The 14,907-nt window shown below is 59.9% G+C and carries 13 protein-coding genes and 1 pseudogene; 9 read left to right on the top strand and 5 right to left on the bottom strand.

Translation table 11 applies throughout. From position 1 onward, the window contains the following. The first annotated feature begins 78 nt into the window (after window positions 1-78). The 4 genes and pseudogenes from AAE514_RS14390 (at window position 79) to AAE514_RS14380 (ending at window position 2,702) form a co-directional block, all read left to right on the top strand. Window positions 79-1,329, top strand: coding sequence for a permease (locus AAE514_RS14390; RefSeq protein ID WP_347332247.1), 1,251 nt, complete (start codon window positions 79-81; stop codon window positions 1,327-1,329). Next, window positions 1,326-1,370 (top strand): annotated as a pseudogene (locus tag AAE514_RS18685) (hypothetical protein); the annotation flags it as partial. The gene AAE514_RS14390 and the pseudogene AAE514_RS18685, both read left to right, overlap by 4 nt. After that, complete coding sequence (locus AAE514_RS14385; protein WP_347332246.1) at window positions 1,371-1,502, top strand: hypothetical protein; 132 nt, start codon at window positions 1,371-1,373, stop codon at window positions 1,500-1,502. It abuts the pseudogene before it with no gap. A gap of 231 nt (window positions 1,503-1,733) precedes the next feature. After that, window positions 1,734-2,702, top strand: a complete 969-nt coding sequence (locus AAE514_RS14380; protein ID WP_347332245.1) for a virulence RhuM family protein/type II toxin-antitoxin system death-on-curing family toxin — start codon at window positions 1,734-1,736, stop codon at window positions 2,700-2,702. 170 nt (window positions 2,703-2,872) lie between these two features. Here the strand turns inward: AAE514_RS14380 and AAE514_RS14375 are convergent, their stop codons facing one another. Genes AAE514_RS14375 through AAE514_RS14360 form a run of 4 tightly spaced genes read right to left on the bottom strand, consistent with a single transcriptional unit; the run spans window position 2,873 to window position 6,330 of the window. Continuing rightward, window positions 2,873-3,505: an ABC-type transport auxiliary lipoprotein family protein gene (locus tag AAE514_RS14375; protein WP_347332244.1), complete on the bottom strand. Its 633-nt coding sequence runs from the start codon at window positions 3,503-3,505 to the stop codon at window positions 2,873-2,875. Further along, window positions 3,502-4,398 (bottom strand): MlaD family protein, encoded by an 897-nt coding sequence (locus AAE514_RS14370; RefSeq protein ID WP_347332243.1) that lies wholly within the window; start codon window positions 4,396-4,398, stop codon window positions 3,502-3,504. The genes AAE514_RS14375 and AAE514_RS14370 overlap by 4 nt, the downstream gene beginning before the upstream one ends. 1 nt (window position 4,399) lies before the next feature. After that, window positions 4,400-5,203: an ABC transporter ATP-binding protein gene (locus tag AAE514_RS14365; protein ID WP_347332242.1), complete on the bottom strand. Its 804-nt coding sequence runs from the start codon at window positions 5,201-5,203 to the stop codon at window positions 4,400-4,402. Then, complete coding sequence (locus AAE514_RS14360) at window positions 5,200-6,330, bottom strand: MlaE family ABC transporter permease (protein WP_347332241.1); 1,131 nt, start codon at window positions 6,328-6,330, stop codon at window positions 5,200-5,202. The genes AAE514_RS14365 and AAE514_RS14360 overlap by 4 nt, the downstream gene beginning before the upstream one ends. 413 nt (window positions 6,331-6,743) lie before the next feature. Here AAE514_RS14360 and carA point away from each other — a divergent pair, with 413 nt between their 5' ends. The 3 genes from carA to greA all read left to right on the top strand — a co-directional run bounded on the left by carA (window position 6,744) and on the right by greA (window position 11,680). After that, window positions 6,744-7,904 (top strand): glutamine-hydrolyzing carbamoyl-phosphate synthase small subunit, encoded by a 1,161-nt coding sequence (gene carA / locus AAE514_RS14355; protein ID WP_347332278.1) that lies wholly within the window; start codon window positions 6,744-6,746, stop codon window positions 7,902-7,904. Between the two features lie 81 nt (window positions 7,905-7,985). Then, the gene (gene carB / locus AAE514_RS14350) at window positions 7,986-11,207 is read left to right on the top strand and encodes a carbamoyl-phosphate synthase large subunit (protein ID WP_347332240.1); all 3,222 of its coding nucleotides are present in this window, start codon (window positions 7,986-7,988) and stop codon (window positions 11,205-11,207) included. Further along, entirely contained in the window at window positions 11,204-11,680 is a 477-nt protein-coding gene (gene greA / locus AAE514_RS14345) for a transcription elongation factor GreA (protein ID WP_347332239.1), read from the top strand. Before carB ends, greA begins: the two co-directional genes overlap by 4 nt. A gap of 92 nt (window positions 11,681-11,772) precedes the next feature. Here greA and AAE514_RS14340 read toward each other — a convergent pair whose 3' ends face one another. Beyond that, window positions 11,773-12,075 (bottom strand): YhbY family RNA-binding protein, encoded by a 303-nt coding sequence (locus AAE514_RS14340; protein WP_347332277.1) that lies wholly within the window; start codon window positions 12,073-12,075, stop codon window positions 11,773-11,775. A gap of 67 nt (window positions 12,076-12,142) precedes the next feature. On the opposite strand from AAE514_RS14340, the gene rlmE reads away from it, so the two are divergent. Next, window positions 12,143-12,763: a 23S rRNA (uridine(2552)-2'-O)-methyltransferase RlmE gene (rlmE, locus tag AAE514_RS14335; RefSeq protein ID WP_347332238.1), complete on the top strand. Its 621-nt coding sequence runs from the start codon at window positions 12,143-12,145 to the stop codon at window positions 12,761-12,763. 100 nt (window positions 12,764-12,863) lie between these two features. Next, window positions 12,864-14,801: an ATP-dependent zinc metalloprotease FtsH gene (ftsH, locus tag AAE514_RS14330; protein ID WP_347332237.1), complete on the top strand. Its 1,938-nt coding sequence runs from the start codon at window positions 12,864-12,866 to the stop codon at window positions 14,799-14,801. Window positions 14,802-14,907 lie beyond the last annotated feature (106 nt).

Here is a 14,907-nt window from a genome sequence, read left to right as displayed (position 1 = left end):
GGGACACCTATTTGTGTTTTATGGCTAGGGCCTTTAGGGTAATAGCAACGACTCTATGCGATTTAACAGGAGATAAGGATGGACCAGTTTTTTTCGCTGTGGCACGAAGCGGCCCGTACCTCCGTGGGTTTTTTCTGGATGGCCTTTTGGGCCTTTGCCCTGGGCTACCTTATCAGCAGCTTGATTCAGGTGCTTGTCACTCAAGAGCGAATGCAACGGCTAATGGGCAAAGACGGGCCGCGAAGCGTTGGGCTCGGCACTTTTTTCGGGTTCCTATCCAGCTCTTGCAGTTTTGCCGCTTTGTCCACCACCCGTGCGCTCTTCAATAAGGGCGCGGGGCTGGCACCCTCCCTTGCCTTTATGTTGGCCTCCACTAATCTTGTGATCGAACTCGGGATGGTCATCGCGATCTTTCTCGGGTGGCAATTCGTGGTGGGCGAATACGTCGGCGGCGTGCTTCTGATTCTGGTGGTATGGCTGTTGGTTCGCGTGACCCGTCCACGGCGGCTGGAAGCCCAGGCCCGAAAAAAGATGGACGACGGCGAAGAGGAAGAACACGGCGAGCACAAAAGCTGGAAGGAAAAAGTGACGAGCCGGGCCGGTTGGCAGCAGATCGGGCAGACCTATGTCATGGAATGGCAAATGGTCTGGAAAGACGTTCTGATTGGTTTCACGGTGGCCGGTATTATTTCCGCCATGGTGCCTGAGAGTTTTTTCCAAATGCTGTTTATCGGATCCGGCGGAGAGAACGCCGCCAACCCCGGTTTTGGCGCCGTGCTCGCACAAACCCTGGTGGGGCCACTAGCGGCCTTCTTCACCTTTATCGGCTCCATGGGCAACATCCCGCTTGCCGCGGTACTATTCGCGCAAGGCGTTACTTTTGCCGGCGTCATGGCGTTTATTTTCTCTGACTTGGTGGTGCTCCCGGTGCTTCGCATCAACGCCGCCTACTACGGTTGGAAAATGGCCCTGTACATCTTGGCCTTGATGTTGATCGGCATCGTTTCCGTGGCAATGACGATGCACTACGGCCTGGCCGCACTGGATATGCTGCCGGACTCCTCCAACGCCAAGAGCCCGGGCGAGCGCGAGTTTTTTCAGGTGAATTACCAACTCGTCCTGAACCTAGTGTTTGCGGCAGTCACAGCGGCGCTCTTGTGGTTATGGCGGCGCGCCCAAAAGGCGCACTCCCACGGCGGGCATGAACACCACGATCACGGCGGCAGCTCCCTGACCGACCGGGTGTTGCAGGTACTGGCCTCCGTCGCCGCTCTCTGGCTGGCCGGTGGCTGGCTGGCGGGTGCCTTTTCAGCGCCGGGCGCGGCATAGCGGTACGCGAGTACCGGGCCTACGCTGGCCCCGCTGACTACGTGCTGTTTGTCGACAAGGTCGCTTTGGGCGTTATTGAAGCCAAGCCCGAGGACTGGGGCCAGAAAGTCACTACCGTCGAGCCGCAATCCCAGACCTGCGCCGCCGCCAACCCCGTCAAGAGGAGCTACTGAACCTGCTGGACCAGTCTCAAATCACGAGAGAGCAGTTAGAGGCATGGTTTATTGGTCTATCCCAGCTGAAAATCCGGTTACTGAGGGCGCTTTTGGTTTGCCTCTGGGAGGCATGAAAAGGGGTCAAACCAGTGAAGGATGGCAACTAATGCTGTTTTTATATACAGTTTTCTCGTGCTATTCTTACTTGGTTAGTCCTTATTCTAGCGGGGTAAACCACAGGGAGGCTCCATGAATGAAATAGTGATTTTTGAAGGTGACGGCCAAGATGTGGAGGTACGCTTGGAGGCGGAAACCCTTTGGGTGACGCAGTCCCAGATGGCAGAGTTATTTGCTACCACCACAGACAATATCAGCCTTCACTTAAAAAATGTCTTTCAGGACAATGAGTTAGAGGAAGGCGCAACTACCGAGGAATTCTCGGTAGTTCGAAAAGAGGGGCAGAGGGAAGTTAGGCGGAAACTTAAGCACTACAATCTTGATAGCATCATTTCCGTGGGTTATCGCGTCAACTCCACCCAGGCGACCCGCTTCCGCCAATGGGCAACTCGTGTGCTCCGCGAACACCTCACTCAAGGCTACAGCGTCAATGAGCACCGCCTTGCTCGGCAGGGCCTGGATGAACTGACCCAGGCCGTGGATCTACTGGGCAAGACCCTGGCCCGGCAAGAACTGGTGACCGACATTGGTCGCGAGGTGGTTGGCCTGATTTTGGGCTACGCCCGCACTTGGCGCCTGTTGTTGGACTATGACGAAGACAAGCTGGCCCTGCCGGCGGGCAGCCGCCCGGCCAAGGGTGTACTGGCTTATGCAGAGGCGCGGCGGGCACTGGATGCACTTGCGGCTGAGCTGAAAAGCAGGAGAGAGGCCAGCGAGCTGTTTGCCCGCGACCGGGGCGATAATCTATCGGCCATACTCGGTAATATCGAGCAAAGCATGTTTGACGAGCCTCTGTACAAGACCCGTGAAGAGCGGGCGGCTCACCTATTATACTTTGTCATTAAAAACCACCCATTCTCTGATGGCAACAAGCGCTCTGGCGCCTTTCTTTTCCTTCTCTATCTTCGGCAGGAGGGAATGCGACTGCCTCTGGATGAAATGGGTTTGACTGCGCTGACCCTGCTGATTGCCGAGAGTGACCCAAAAGCCAAAGGTCTAATGGTTCGTCTGGTGATGAACCTACTGGCCCCCAATACCTGAGAGGCGAGACCTGAATGAGTCCGACCGCCCCAATAGCTTCCAAAGTCTGGAGTTTCTGCCTCACGCTTTGATTCGTGCCATGGTGGGTTGCGTACGTTCGGAACCTACAAGAATGTCTGGTATTACGATTATCGTACCAGTAGGGTAATGAGCCAGCCGCTTTTCTCAGGCTAGCGAGGGTCGCTCTGCGACTCGGCCTCTTTCCGGCTCCAATCAACTACTTGGGTGCTCAGCGTCTTGCCCGCCTGTCCGAAGGCGTCTACCACGTCTTCCAGTTGGTTGCTTCGGCTGGGTTGGCGTACGTCGAAGCGCTCGGTGGCCACGACCTGCTGAGAGGCGCTTTGAATCAGTTGGGCCTCCAGGGCGATGACGACCTCGGTCGAACCGTTCCGGTATTCGCCGTGAAAAGCGCGCAGGTCACTGGTCAGAACCAGGTCCGTTCGGGCGCTGCTGCGTTCGCTGAGCACCGCTTCAAAGGCCCCGCTCTGGCGCAGTGTTTCAATCAGGCGCTCGCGCACCAGGGCCGGGGCGTTGTCACTCCAGCGCCCGTCCGGGAAGACATTGATTTTGGAGGCCTCGGGCTTGACCAGAATTCGGGTGCTGTTGAGGGGGCCGTTGGCGCTGGGGGTGTCCAGGCGCAAAGTCAGCGGCAGCGTTTCGACGGAGGCGACCGAGGTGGCGGGGCTCAATTCATAGACGGCGGTCTGCTCCTGGCTCGGAAAGGGGCTGCAGGCGGCCACCCACAAAGTGGCGCCCAGGAGTCCGGCAAGGCTGAAACGGGGCGGCAAGCGTAGGCGTATCACGGGTTGAACTCCTCAATGGCATCGCGCCCGAACAGCAGGTCCGAGGGGTCCTCCTCCAGGTGGCGCGACAATTGTTGCAGTGAATCCAGAGTGCTGCGCAGCTCGCGCAGGGCTGGGCCCAGGTCATTGATGCCGCGCAGCCCCTGCTCCAGTGAGCCCCGATTGTCGTTCACCAGTTGCTCCAGGGTGGCGAGGGTGCGGTTGGCGCGCTCCAGGGTCTCGCGTCCCTGGTGGTCCACCAGAGTGTTCATACGCACGGTCAGTTGGCTGGCTTCGGTCATTAGCCGGTTGAATTGCGCCAGCCCGTCGGTGATCTCGCCCCGTTGCTCTGCCAGAGTGTCGGTGGTGGCTTTCAGGTTGTGAATCACTCGGGTCAGGTTCGCCGTATTCTCGTCCGAGAGCAGCCGGTTGGCGTTTTCCAACAGCCGGTTGATGTTGGTGATGATGGTCTCGCCATTGGCCAGCAGGTCGCTCAATGGCGAGGGCTCGGCCTGAATCAGGGCAGGGTTTTCCCGGTTGCTTTGGAGTCGCGGGCTGCCCGGGTCGCCGCCGCGCAACTGAATGCTCATCTGTCCGGTAATGTTGGCCAGCGCCAGGCTGGCAGTGGTGTCCTCGGTGATGGGGATGTCCCGGTACACCCGGATGAGGGCGAGCACCCGGCGGGGGTTCTCGGGGTCGAAGTCCAGCCCCACGACATCCCCCACTTCAATGCCGCTATAGAGCACGGCGTTGCCTACCGCCAGCCCCGTGACCGCGCGGTCGAACCCGATATCGTAGTAACGATAGTCCCGGTCGGAGGTGGCCTGTCCCAGCCAGAGCGCAAACAGCAGGGCGGCGCCGATGGCGAGCACCGTAAACAAACCGATCAATACGTGATGGGCTCTGGGTTCCATATCAGCTCTCCTGATGGGGCTGGGCCGCAGTCTGGGCAGCGCGGCCGCGAGGGCCATGAAAGTAGTCGTGAATCCAGGGGTCGTCGTGGTTGGCCACCACCGGCAGACGATCGGCCACCAGTACGCGCTGCTGCGCCAACACCGCCACGCGGTCACAGGCAGTATACAGAGTATCCAAATCGTGGGTAATGAGGAACACGGTCAGCCCCAGGGCGTTGCGCAGGGTGACAATCAACTCGTCAAAGGCGGCGGCGCCAATCGGGTCCAGCCCGGCGGTGGGCTCATCGAGAAACAGGATTTCCGGGTCAAGCGCCAGAGCGCGGGCCAGGGCGGCGCGCTTGATCATGCCTCCCGACAGCTCCCTGGGGTATTTGCGGGCGGCCTCCTTGGGGAGCCCGGCCAGCGCCAGTTTCACCCGGGCCAGATACTCCGCGTCCCGGCGCTTCAGGCGCGCCTGTTCAATCAGGGGCAGAGCGACGTTCTCCTGCAGGTTCAGCGAGCTGAACAGCGCGCCCTGCTGAAACAGAACACCAAATGGGCAGGCCAGGGTGGTCTCGGTTGGCGCGCCGGGCTGTTGCAGGTTGCGTTCGACCACTTCGATGCGCCCGGCCTGGGGTTTGTGCAAGCCGATGATGCTGCGCAGCAGCACCGACTTGCCGGTGCCCGAGCCGCCCACAACGCCGAGAATTTCACCCTGAAGAATATCCAGATCCAGCTGCTCATGGACGCTGACCGAACCAAAGCGGTTGGTCAGCCCCCGAATGGTGATCAGGGGGCCATCACTATTTACGTGGGAGCGACTCACCAGCCCATCTCCATGAAAAACAGCGCCGCGACGGCGTTGAGCAAAATGACCATAAAGATGGACTGAACCACGCTTGAGGTGGTGTGCTCACCCACGGACTCGGCACTGCCGGTGACTTTGAAGCCCTCCACGCAGCCAATCACGGCGATCACAAAGGCGAAAAAGGGCGCTTTGCTGATGCCCACCAGGAAGTGGTGCTCGGGAATGTCGTTCTGCAGAATGGTCACGAACTGCAACATCGATATGTCCAGAGTGAAGTAGCAGACCAGCATACCCCCGAAAATGCCGCTGAGCATGCCGACAAACGCCAGTATGGGGAGGGCGATCATCATGGCGACCACTCGCGGTAAGACCAGCAGCTCCACCGGGTTGAGCCCCAGGGCCTGTATGGCGTCTATTTCTTCGTTGGCTTTCATGGAGCCGAGCTCGGCGGCAAAGGCGCTGGCGGTGCGCCCGGCGAGCAAAATGGCGGCGAGCAGCACTCCAAACTCGCGCAGAAAAGAATAGGCCACCAAGTTCACGGTGTAGATGGTAGCCCCGAACTCTTCCAGTACGGTGGCCCCCAGAAACGCAACCACCGCCCCCACCAGGAACGTCAGCAGCGCCACAATAGGTACCGCCTCCAGGCCGGTTTGCTGGAGGTGGGCGCACAGCGGAGTAATGCGCCAGCGGTGTGGTTTGGGCAGGTTCTTTACCAGCGTCACCATCACCACGCCGATAAACCCGAGCAACATTTTCTGTTGGCGCCAAAGGGCTTCCGTACGCCGTCCGAGATCGGCCAGCGATGCGGCCAACGACGAGGGCCGCGGGTGTTTGGAGGGGAGGGGCTGGCAGAGGGTCTCGGCAATGGTTTCCAGCAGAGCCTGCCGAGCGGGCGACAGCTCGTCGGCCCAGTCGGCCACGCGTGTCAGTCGCTCGGCGCCGATCAGCTCTACCAGCAGAGCGGCGCCGGCGGTGTCGACCACATCGATGGTACCGAGCTCGATCGGGGTCTCGGCGGGAATGGGGCCGCATTTGGCAACGCGGGCCTTGAGGACGCGGTAGTGCCCCAGAGTCCAGTTTCCGGTAACCCGAATGCCACCGTCATGGTGCTCGACACGTCCGGCTTGTGATTGAATCGCTGCCATTGTCAGAGGCCCGCAGGCCAATTCTCGCTGTGAAAATCAGGGTTGAAGGGGCAGTGTAGCAGCTGAGTACCCCGGAGCGCAGGCCTGGGCTGCGCAGAATGGCGACCGTTTGAGGTCGGCGATCAGGAAACCGGCATTTCCATTGGACAGCACCCGCCACCTCGCGTAAAATTGCGGCGAAATTACACTTGGCCTAAACGCCGGTCAGCAGGATTGTCTCAAAGCGAGATGGGCTTAGAAACCCTTACCAAGGGGTGTTCGATGTCATCTCGCTTTTTTGCACCCGCGGCCGGGCTTTCACTCGCGCGCAGTCCGTCTAGCATACCGCTGATTTCGCACCCTCCGGGTTGTGCGGCTGCCTCGTTGAGCCTGTGGAAAGGCGTGAAATGCCCGGTGACACGGCCGTTGTTACCATGCTTGAGGAGGTTGACTTGACTACTGGGGCTCCCACACCCGCTGTACTTGTACTAGAAGACGGCAGTATTTTCCGCGGTACCGCCATTGGTGCCGAAGGCCTATCAGTGGGCGAGGTGGTGTTCAATACCTCCATGACCGGCTACCAGGAAATCGTGACCGATCCCTCCTACGCGCGGCAGATCGTCACTCTGACTTACCCTCACATCGGCAATACCGGCACCACCTCCGAGGACTCGGAGTGTGAGAAGAGCTGGGCCGCCGGTCTGGTCATCCGGGACCTGCCGCTGCTGGCGAGCAACTTCCGCAGTGAGCAGAGCCTGCCGGAGTGGCTGAAGTCGCAGAACATCATCGGTATTGCCGATATCGACACCCGCCGGCTGACCCGTATCCTGCGGGACAAGGGCGCCCAGAACGGCTGCTTGATGGCCGGCGAGATCGACGAGGACAAAGCCCTGGCGGAAGCCAAGGCTTTTGCCGGCCTCAAGGGCATGGACCTGGCGAAGGAGGTCAGTGTTAAGGCGTCCTATAAGTGGAACGAGGGCACCTGGCAACTGGGTAAAGGCCACGTCACCCCAACTGGCGAGCGCCCCTACAAAGTGGTGGCGTTCGACTATGGCGTAAAGCGCAATATCCTGCGCATGCTCGTCGACCGCGGCTGCGACATTACGGTGGTCCCGGCCCAGACGCCGGCCCGCGAGGTGTTGGCGATGAAGCCGGACGGCGTGTTCCTGGCCAATGGCCCCGGCGACCCGGAGCCCTGCACCTACGCCATTGAGGCGATTAAGGAAATCGTGGATACCGACCTTCCCGTCTTCGGTATCTGCCTGGGCCACCAGCTACTGGCTCTGGCCTCCGGCGCCAAAACCCTGAAAATGAAGTTCGGCCACCACGGCGCCAACCACCCGGTGCAGGACCTGGAAACCGGGCGGGTGATGATCACCGCTCAGAACCACGGTTTCGCCGCCGATGAAGCCACTCTGCCGGATAACCTGAAAGCGACGCACCGCTCGCTCTTTGACGGCTCGCTGCAGGGCATCCACCGCACGGACAAGCCCGCCTTTAGCTTCCAGGGCCACCCGGAAGCCAGCCCAGGCCCTCACGATGCCGACGGGTTGTTTGACCACTTTATTGATTTAATGAAAGACGCGAAACGGTGAACGGGGCGCGCTGAGCCCAGCGCTCAGGCACCGATAGAGGCACCGAGAACCCTTTGAACCGATTCGCAGAGCGAGACTGAGATGCCAAAACGTACCGACATTAACAGCATTCTGATCCTGGGCGCGGGCCCCATCGTGATCGGCCAGGCCTGTGAGTTTGACTACTCCGGTGCCCAGGCCTGTAAGGCCCTGCGCGAGGAGGGCTACCGGGTAATTCTGGTGAACTCCAATCCGGCTACTATCATGACCGACCCGGCCATGGCCGATGCCACCTACATTGAGCCCATCGAGTGGCAGACGGTGGAGAAGATCATTGAGAAGGAAAACCCGGATGTGGTGCTGCCCACCATGGGTGGTCAGACCGCGCTGAACTGTGCCCTGGACCTGGCCAAGCACGGCGTGCTGGAGAAGTACGGCGTGGAGCTGATCGGCGCCAATGAAGCGGCCATTAACATGGCTGAGGACCGCGACCTGTTCGACCAGGCCATGAAGCGCATCGGCTTGGAGTGCGCCAACGCCAAAATCGTCCACTCCATGGAAGAGGCGATGGAAATGCCCAAGCAGTTTGGCTTTCCCTGCATTATTCGCCCCTCCTTTACCATGGGCGGCTCCGGCGGCGGGATCGCTTACAACTGGGAAGAGTTTGAAGAAATCTGCCAGCGCGGTATCGAGCTCTCGCCCGTCAACGAGCTGTTGATTGACGAGTCCCTGCTGGGCTGGAAGGAATACGAGATGGAGGTCGTTCGGGACAAGAACGATAACTGCATCATCATTTGCGCCATCGAAAACTTCGACCCCATGGGCGTACATACCGGTGACTCCATCACCGTGGCCCCGGCTCAAACCCTGACCGACAAGGAATACCAAATCATGCGCAACGCCTCGTTGGCGGTGCTGCGTGAAATCGGGGTGGAAACCGGCGGCTCCAACGTACAGTTCGCGGTAAACCCCGATGACGGGCGCATGGTGGTGATCGAGATGAACCCGCGGGTGTCCCGCTCCTCCGCCCTGGCCTCCAAAGCCACCGGCTTCCCGATCGCTAAAGTCGCCGCCAAGCTGGCCGTGGGCTACACCCTCGATGAGCTGCAAAACGAAATTACCGGCGGTGCCACGCCGGCCTCGTTCGAGCCCTCCATCGATTACGTGGTAACCAAGATTCCGCGTTTCACCTTCGAAAAGTTTGGGGATGCGGATGCCCGCCTGACCACCCAGATGAAGTCTGTGGGCGAGGTGATGGCCATCGGCCGAACCTTCCAGGAGTCTCTGCAAAAAGCCATGCGCGGGCTGGAAGTGGGCTCATCGGGCTTTGAGTCCAAGGTGGATCTGCAGGATAGCGATACGCTCTCTCGCCTGCGGCGCGAGCTGAGTACCCCGGGCGCGGAGCGTCTGTGGTACCTGGGGGATGCGTTCCGCACGGGCATGAGTGTAGAAGAAGCATTCGAGCTGTCCAAAATCGACCCCTGGTTCCTGGTGCAGGTCAAAGACCTGATCGACTCCGAGCAAGCCCTGGAAGGCAAGGCCGTGCAGAACCTGGACGCCGACCTGCTGTTCCGCTTGAAGCGCAAGGGTTTTTCCGACAAGCGATTGTCGCTGCTGTTGCATACCAGCGAACAGGCCGTGCGCAGCCGCCGGCACGAACTGAACATTCGCCCGGCCTACAAACGGGTGGACACCTGCGCGGCGGAATTCGCCACTTCCACCGCGTACATGTACTCCACCTACGAGGAGGAGTGCGAAGCCCACCCGAGCGATAAGCAAAAGATTCTGGTGATTGGCGGCGGTCCCAACCGCATCGGGCAGGGCATTGAATTTGACTACTGCTGCGTGCACGCGGCCTTCGCCATGCGCGATGAAGGTTACGAGACCATCATGGTCAACTGTAACCCGGAGACCGTCTCCACCGATTACGACACCTCCGACCGGCTGTTTTTCGAGCCGGTAACGCTGGAAGATGTGCTGGAGATTGTCCACACGGAAAAACCCAAGGGCGTGATTGTGCAGTTTGGTGGGCAGACGCCGCTGAAACTCGCCCGGGCACTGGAAGCCGAGGGCGTGCCCATTATCGGCACCACCCCGGATGCCATCGACCGGGCGGAAGACCGCGAGCGCTTCCAGGGCATGATTCAAAAGCTCAACCTGAAGCAGCCGCCCAACGCTATTGTCCGCTCCTTTGAAGAAGCGCTGATTGCGGCCAAGGAAGTGGGGTATCCGCTGGTGGTGCGTCCCTCCTACGTGCTGGGCGGCCGGGCCATGGAAATCGTGTATAAAGAAGAAGAGCTACGCGGTTACATGACCACGGCGGTCGAGGTGTCCGAAGACGCACCGGTGTTGCTCGATCACTTCCTCAGCTCGGCCATCGAGGTAGACGTGGATGCGGTCTGCGACGGCCAGGATGTGGTGATCGGCGGCATCATGCAGCACATCGAACAGTGTGGGGTTCACTCCGGTGACTCCGCCTGCTCCCTGCCGCCGTACTCGCTGCCCCACGAGGTGCAGGACGAAATGCGCGAGCAGATCAAGGCCATGGCGCTAGAGTTGGGCGTGGTCGGGCTGATGAACACTCAACTGGCCTACCAGGACGGGGTTATCTACGTGATCGAGGTGAACCCGCGCGCTTCTCGCACCGTGCCGTTCGTCTCCAAGTGCATTGGCGTGTCCCTGGCGAAGGTGGCAGCGCGCTGCCAAGCGGGCATTAGCTTGAAAGATCAGGGGTTCACCAAGGAAATTGTGCCGGATTACTACAGCGTGAAAGAAGCGGTTTTCCCCTTCAACAAGTTCCCCGCTGTAGATCCCATCCTCGGGCCGGAAATGAAGTCCACCGGCGAGGTGATGGGGGTGGGAGATACCTTTGGCGAGGCGTTCGCCAAGTCCCAGCTTGGCGCGGGCAGCAAGCTGCCCACCAGCGGCACCGCCTTTATCAGTGTGCGGGACGTGGACAAGCCCGGCGTGGTGGTGGTTGGCAAAGAGCTGCACAGCCTTGGTTTCAAACTGGTGGCCACCCGTGGCACGGCCGCGGTCCTCAAGGAGGCCGGCCTGACCGTTGATGTGGTGAACAAGGTCGTCGAAGGGCGCCCCCACATCGTGGATATGATCAAGAACGACCAGATCAACCTGATCGTCAATACCACCGAAGGGCGGCAAGCGACACGCGACTCCGCCTCTATTCGTCGCAGTGCTGAAAATCACCGGGTCTACTATACTACGACCCTGGCCGCCGGTGAGGCGGTGTGCATGGCACTGCGTTTTGGTCAATTTACAGAAGTGCGGCGCTTGCAGGAGCTGCACGGGAGGATTGGTGCATGAACAAGGTACCGATGACAGTGGAAGGCGCGGAAGCCCTGCGCCACGAGTTGGATGATTTAAAAAAGGTTCAGCGCCCGCGCATTACCCAGGCCATCGCCGAGGCGCGCGAGCACGGGGACCTGAAGGAAAACGCCGAATACCATGCGGCGCGCGAACAGCAGAGCTTCTGCGAGGGCCGCATCCAGGAGATTGAAGGTAAGCTAAGCAACGCCCAGATCATCGACGTGAAGGCCATTGAGCCTTCGGGCAAAGTGATCTTTGGCACTACCGTGACCATCGTCAACACGGAAACCGACCAGGAAGTGCGCTACAAGATCGTGGGCGATGACGAGTCCGACGTGAAGAACAACAAGATTTCCGTCAACTCACCCATAGCCCGTGCCCTGATCGGCAAGGAAGAAGGAGACATCGCCATGGTGAAAACCCCAGGCGGCGAAGTCGAATACGAAATCGACAAAGTAGAGCACATTTAACACGCGAACGGGCACGGCGCGTGGACGTAGGGTAGGTAAGGGCGCGGAGCGCCCGCCACCTACCATCCTTGCCCCAATGAACCCGCTCCGCTCTACCGCAACAAATTCGACAACTTCGGGTTGGGCTTCGGATTCGCCCGATACAGCAGCGCAATCTTGCCCACCTGCTGAACCAGCTCCACCCCGGGCAGGGCCGCCAGCTCATCGAGCAGGATTTTGCGGTCCTCGCGCTCGCCCACCGCGATCTTGACCTTGATCAGCTCGTGGTCATCCAGCGCGCGGTTGAGCTCGGCGCGCACCCCGTCACTCAAGCCGTTGTCGCCCAGGGTGACAATAGGCTTTAGGTTGTGTCCCAGGGCTCGGAACTGTTTCTTGCGGTCGGCGCTCAGCGGCATGACAATACCTTCAAATCGTTCGGGTGGAAAAAGCCCGTCATTGTAACCCATCTCCGCCGGAACCATCATGGCCAGATCGAAAAGCAGCAACCGCTGGTTGGACGAACACTTCAACGACCCCTACGTAAAGCAGTCCCAAAAGGACGGCTACCGCTCCCGGGCCAGCTACAAACTGGTGGAGCTGGACAAAAAGGACAAACTCCTTAAACCGGGCATGACCGTGGTGGATCTGGGCGCGGCGCCCGGAGGCTGGTCCCAGGTGGCGGCGGAAAAGGTCGGAGAGCGCGGCCGGGTGCTGGCCTCGGACATCCTCCCCATGGATGCCATCGCCGGGGTCGATTTTATCCAGGGCGACTTTACCGAAGAGGCCGTGTTGGAGCAGCTTCTTGCAACGTTGGGCGAGGCCCGGGCCGACCTTGTAATCTCCGACATGGCCCCCAACATGAGTGGTATGAACGCTGTGGACCAGCCTGCCGCCATGTATCTGGTGGAACTGGCCCTGGATATGGCCCACCAGGTATTGAAACCTGGCGGGCATTTTGTTGCCAAAGTGTTTCATGGCGAGGGGTTTGACCCCTTGTTGCGAGACACGCGCAACGCTTTTGCCAAGGTGGCAGTGCGCAAGCCCGACGCCTCCCGCGCCCGCTCCCGGGAGGTTTACCTGGTGGCCCGGGGTTATAAAGGCTGATTTATGCCCTGATAGGGCGTCTTTATTGGTATGAAGGTGCCTTTGGGCACTATACTGTCACCGAATTGCAGTGAAAAACGAGGGTACCTCCTTGAACGACATGACCAAAAATCTCATCCTCTGGTTGATCATCGCCGCCGTGCTGTTCACGGTCTTCCAGGGGTTCAACCAGTCGACCACCAGCGAGCCCCTCAGCTATTCGGACTTTGTTCAGGCGGTGCAGAACGACCGTGTGCGCGAGGTCACGCTTCAGGGGCTCACCGCCCGCGGTACCTACTCTGACGGGAGCGAGTTCCGGACCACCCTGCCGCAGATCGGCGATCAGCAGCTAATGAACGACCTGCTGAACAACAACGTCACCGTCTACAACAAAGAGCCGGAGCGCCCGAGCCTTTGGCATCAATTGCTGGTGGCCAGTTTCCCGATCCTCATCATCATCGCGGTCTTTCTGTTCTTTATGCGCCAAATGCAAGGCGGCATGGGGGGTAAAAGTGGCCCTATGAGCTTTGGCAAAAGCAAGGCCAAGCTTTTGGGGGAAGACCAAGTTAAAACCACCTTTTCCGACGTGGCCGGCGTGGACGAAGCCAAGGAAGAGGTGCAGGAACTGGTGGAGTACCTGAAAGACCCCTCCAAATTCCAGCGCCTGGGCGGCCAGATTCCGCGCGGCGTGCTTATGGCCGGCCCTCCGGGTACCGGTAAAACCCTGCTCGCCAAGGCGATCGCGGGGGAGGCGAAAGTGCCATTTTTCTCCATCTCCGGCTCCGATTTCGTGGAAATGTTTGTCGGCGTGGGCGCCTCGCGCGTGCGCGATATGTTCGATCAGGCGAAAAAGCAGGCGCCTTGCATCATCTTTATTGATGAAATTGACGCCGTGGGCCGCCATCGCGGCGGCGGCCATGGCGGTGGCCATGACGAACGTGAGCAAACGCTCAACCAGCTGTTGGTGGAAATGGACGGCTTTGAAGGCAATGAAGGCGTCATTGTGATCGCCGCCACCAACCGCCCGGATGTGCTGGATAAGGCCTTGCTGCGACCCGGCCGCTTTGACCGTCAGGTGGTGGTTGGCTTGCCCGACATCCGGGGCCGGGAGCAGGTGCTGAAAGTCCACATGCGCAAGGTGCCCATCGACGAGAGCGTCGAGGCCCTCACCATCGCCCGGGGTACTCCCGGCTTCTCCGGCGCGGACTTGGCCAACCTGGTTAACGAAGCCGCTCTGTTTGCCGCTCGCGGCAATAAGCGCCTGGTGACCATGGAAGAGTTTGAAAAGGCCCGGGACAAAATCATGATGGGCGCGGAACGCCGCTCCATGGTGATGAGCGAGCAGGAAAAAGAAAATACGGCCTATCACGAGGCGGGCCACGCCATTGTGGGCAAAATCGTGCCAGAGCATGACCCGATCCATAAGGTCACCATTATTCCTCGTGGCCGGGCATTGGGTGTGACCCAGTTCCTGCCCGAAGGCGACAAGTACAGCATGAGCCGGCGGGCGATCGAATCCAGCATTTGTACCCTGTTCGGCGGCCGGATCGCCGAGGACATGACCCTCGGGTCGGAAGGCATTACCACCGGTGCGTCCAACGACATCGAGCGGGCCACCGAGCTGGCGCGCAACATGGTCACCAAATGGGGGCTCTCCGAAAAGCTGGGGCCGCTGCATTATGGGGAAGACGAAGGCGTAATGCCGGGCACCGGCTCGGTCAACTACTCGGGGGAAACCTCGAAGATGATTGACCAGGAAACGCGCCGTATTATTGATGAATGCTACAAGCGGGCCGAGCAGATTCTGCACGATAACCGCGACATTCTGCAGGCCATGAAGGACGCCCTGATGGAGTACGAAACCATCGACTCCGAGCAGGTGGACGACCTGATGAACCGTCGCAAAGTCCGTCCTCCGAGAGACTGGCATGACGACGACTTCAATGGTCACCTCCGCGGTCAAGGTGGTGGCGGTGAGTCCGCCGACGGCAAATCCTCCGACAAGGGTGCTGATGACAAAAAGTCCGGCCCCATCGGTGGCCCCGCCGAAGACCACTAAGCGGTCTGTTATAATCCCCGGCCAAGCGCCCTTGATGAACCATTGAGGACGCTTGCCGGGGATTTGTGTTCCCGCCCCCTCAAACCAGCCGATAGTTTGGAACCGT

The sequence above is a fragment of the Marinimicrobium locisalis genome, from assembly GCF_039822625.1.
In the GTDB taxonomy this organism is placed as follows: Bacteria; Pseudomonadota; Gammaproteobacteria; order Pseudomonadales; family Cellvibrionaceae; genus Marinimicrobium; species Marinimicrobium locisalis.
Note: the sequence above shows the minus strand (reverse complement) of the source record. Positions and strands in the feature narration are given on the sequence as shown.

Excerpts from the sequence above, each read along its gene's own strand:
- AAE514_RS14390 (WP_347332247.1), top strand. The coding sequence starts at position 79 with ATGGACCAGTTTTTTTCGCTGTGGCACGAAGCGGCCCGTACCTCCGTG.
- AAE514_RS14380 (WP_347332245.1), top strand. The coding sequence starts at position 1,734 with ATGAATGAAATAGTGATTTTTGAAGGTGACGGCCAAGATGTGGAGGTA.
- AAE514_RS14370 (WP_347332243.1), bottom strand. The coding sequence starts at position 4,398 with ATGGAACCCAGAGCCCATCACGTATTGATCGGTTTGTTTACGGTGCTC.
- AAE514_RS14360 (WP_347332241.1), bottom strand. The coding sequence starts at position 6,330 with ATGGCAGCGATTCAATCACAAGCCGGACGTGTCGAGCACCATGACGGT.
- carA (WP_347332278.1), top strand. The coding sequence starts at position 6,744 with ATGCTTGAGGAGGTTGACTTGACTACTGGGGCTCCCACACCCGCTGTA.
- carB (WP_347332240.1), top strand. The coding sequence starts at position 7,986 with ATGCCAAAACGTACCGACATTAACAGCATTCTGATCCTGGGCGCGGGC.
- greA (WP_347332239.1), top strand. The coding sequence starts at position 11,204 with ATGAACAAGGTACCGATGACAGTGGAAGGCGCGGAAGCCCTGCGCCAC.
- AAE514_RS14340 (WP_347332277.1), bottom strand. The coding sequence starts at position 12,075 with ATGCCGCTGAGCGCCGACCGCAAGAAACAGTTCCGAGCCCTGGGACAC.
- rlmE (WP_347332238.1), top strand. The coding sequence starts at position 12,143 with ATGGCCAGATCGAAAAGCAGCAACCGCTGGTTGGACGAACACTTCAAC.
- ftsH (WP_347332237.1), top strand. The coding sequence starts at position 12,864 with ATGACCAAAAATCTCATCCTCTGGTTGATCATCGCCGCCGTGCTGTTC.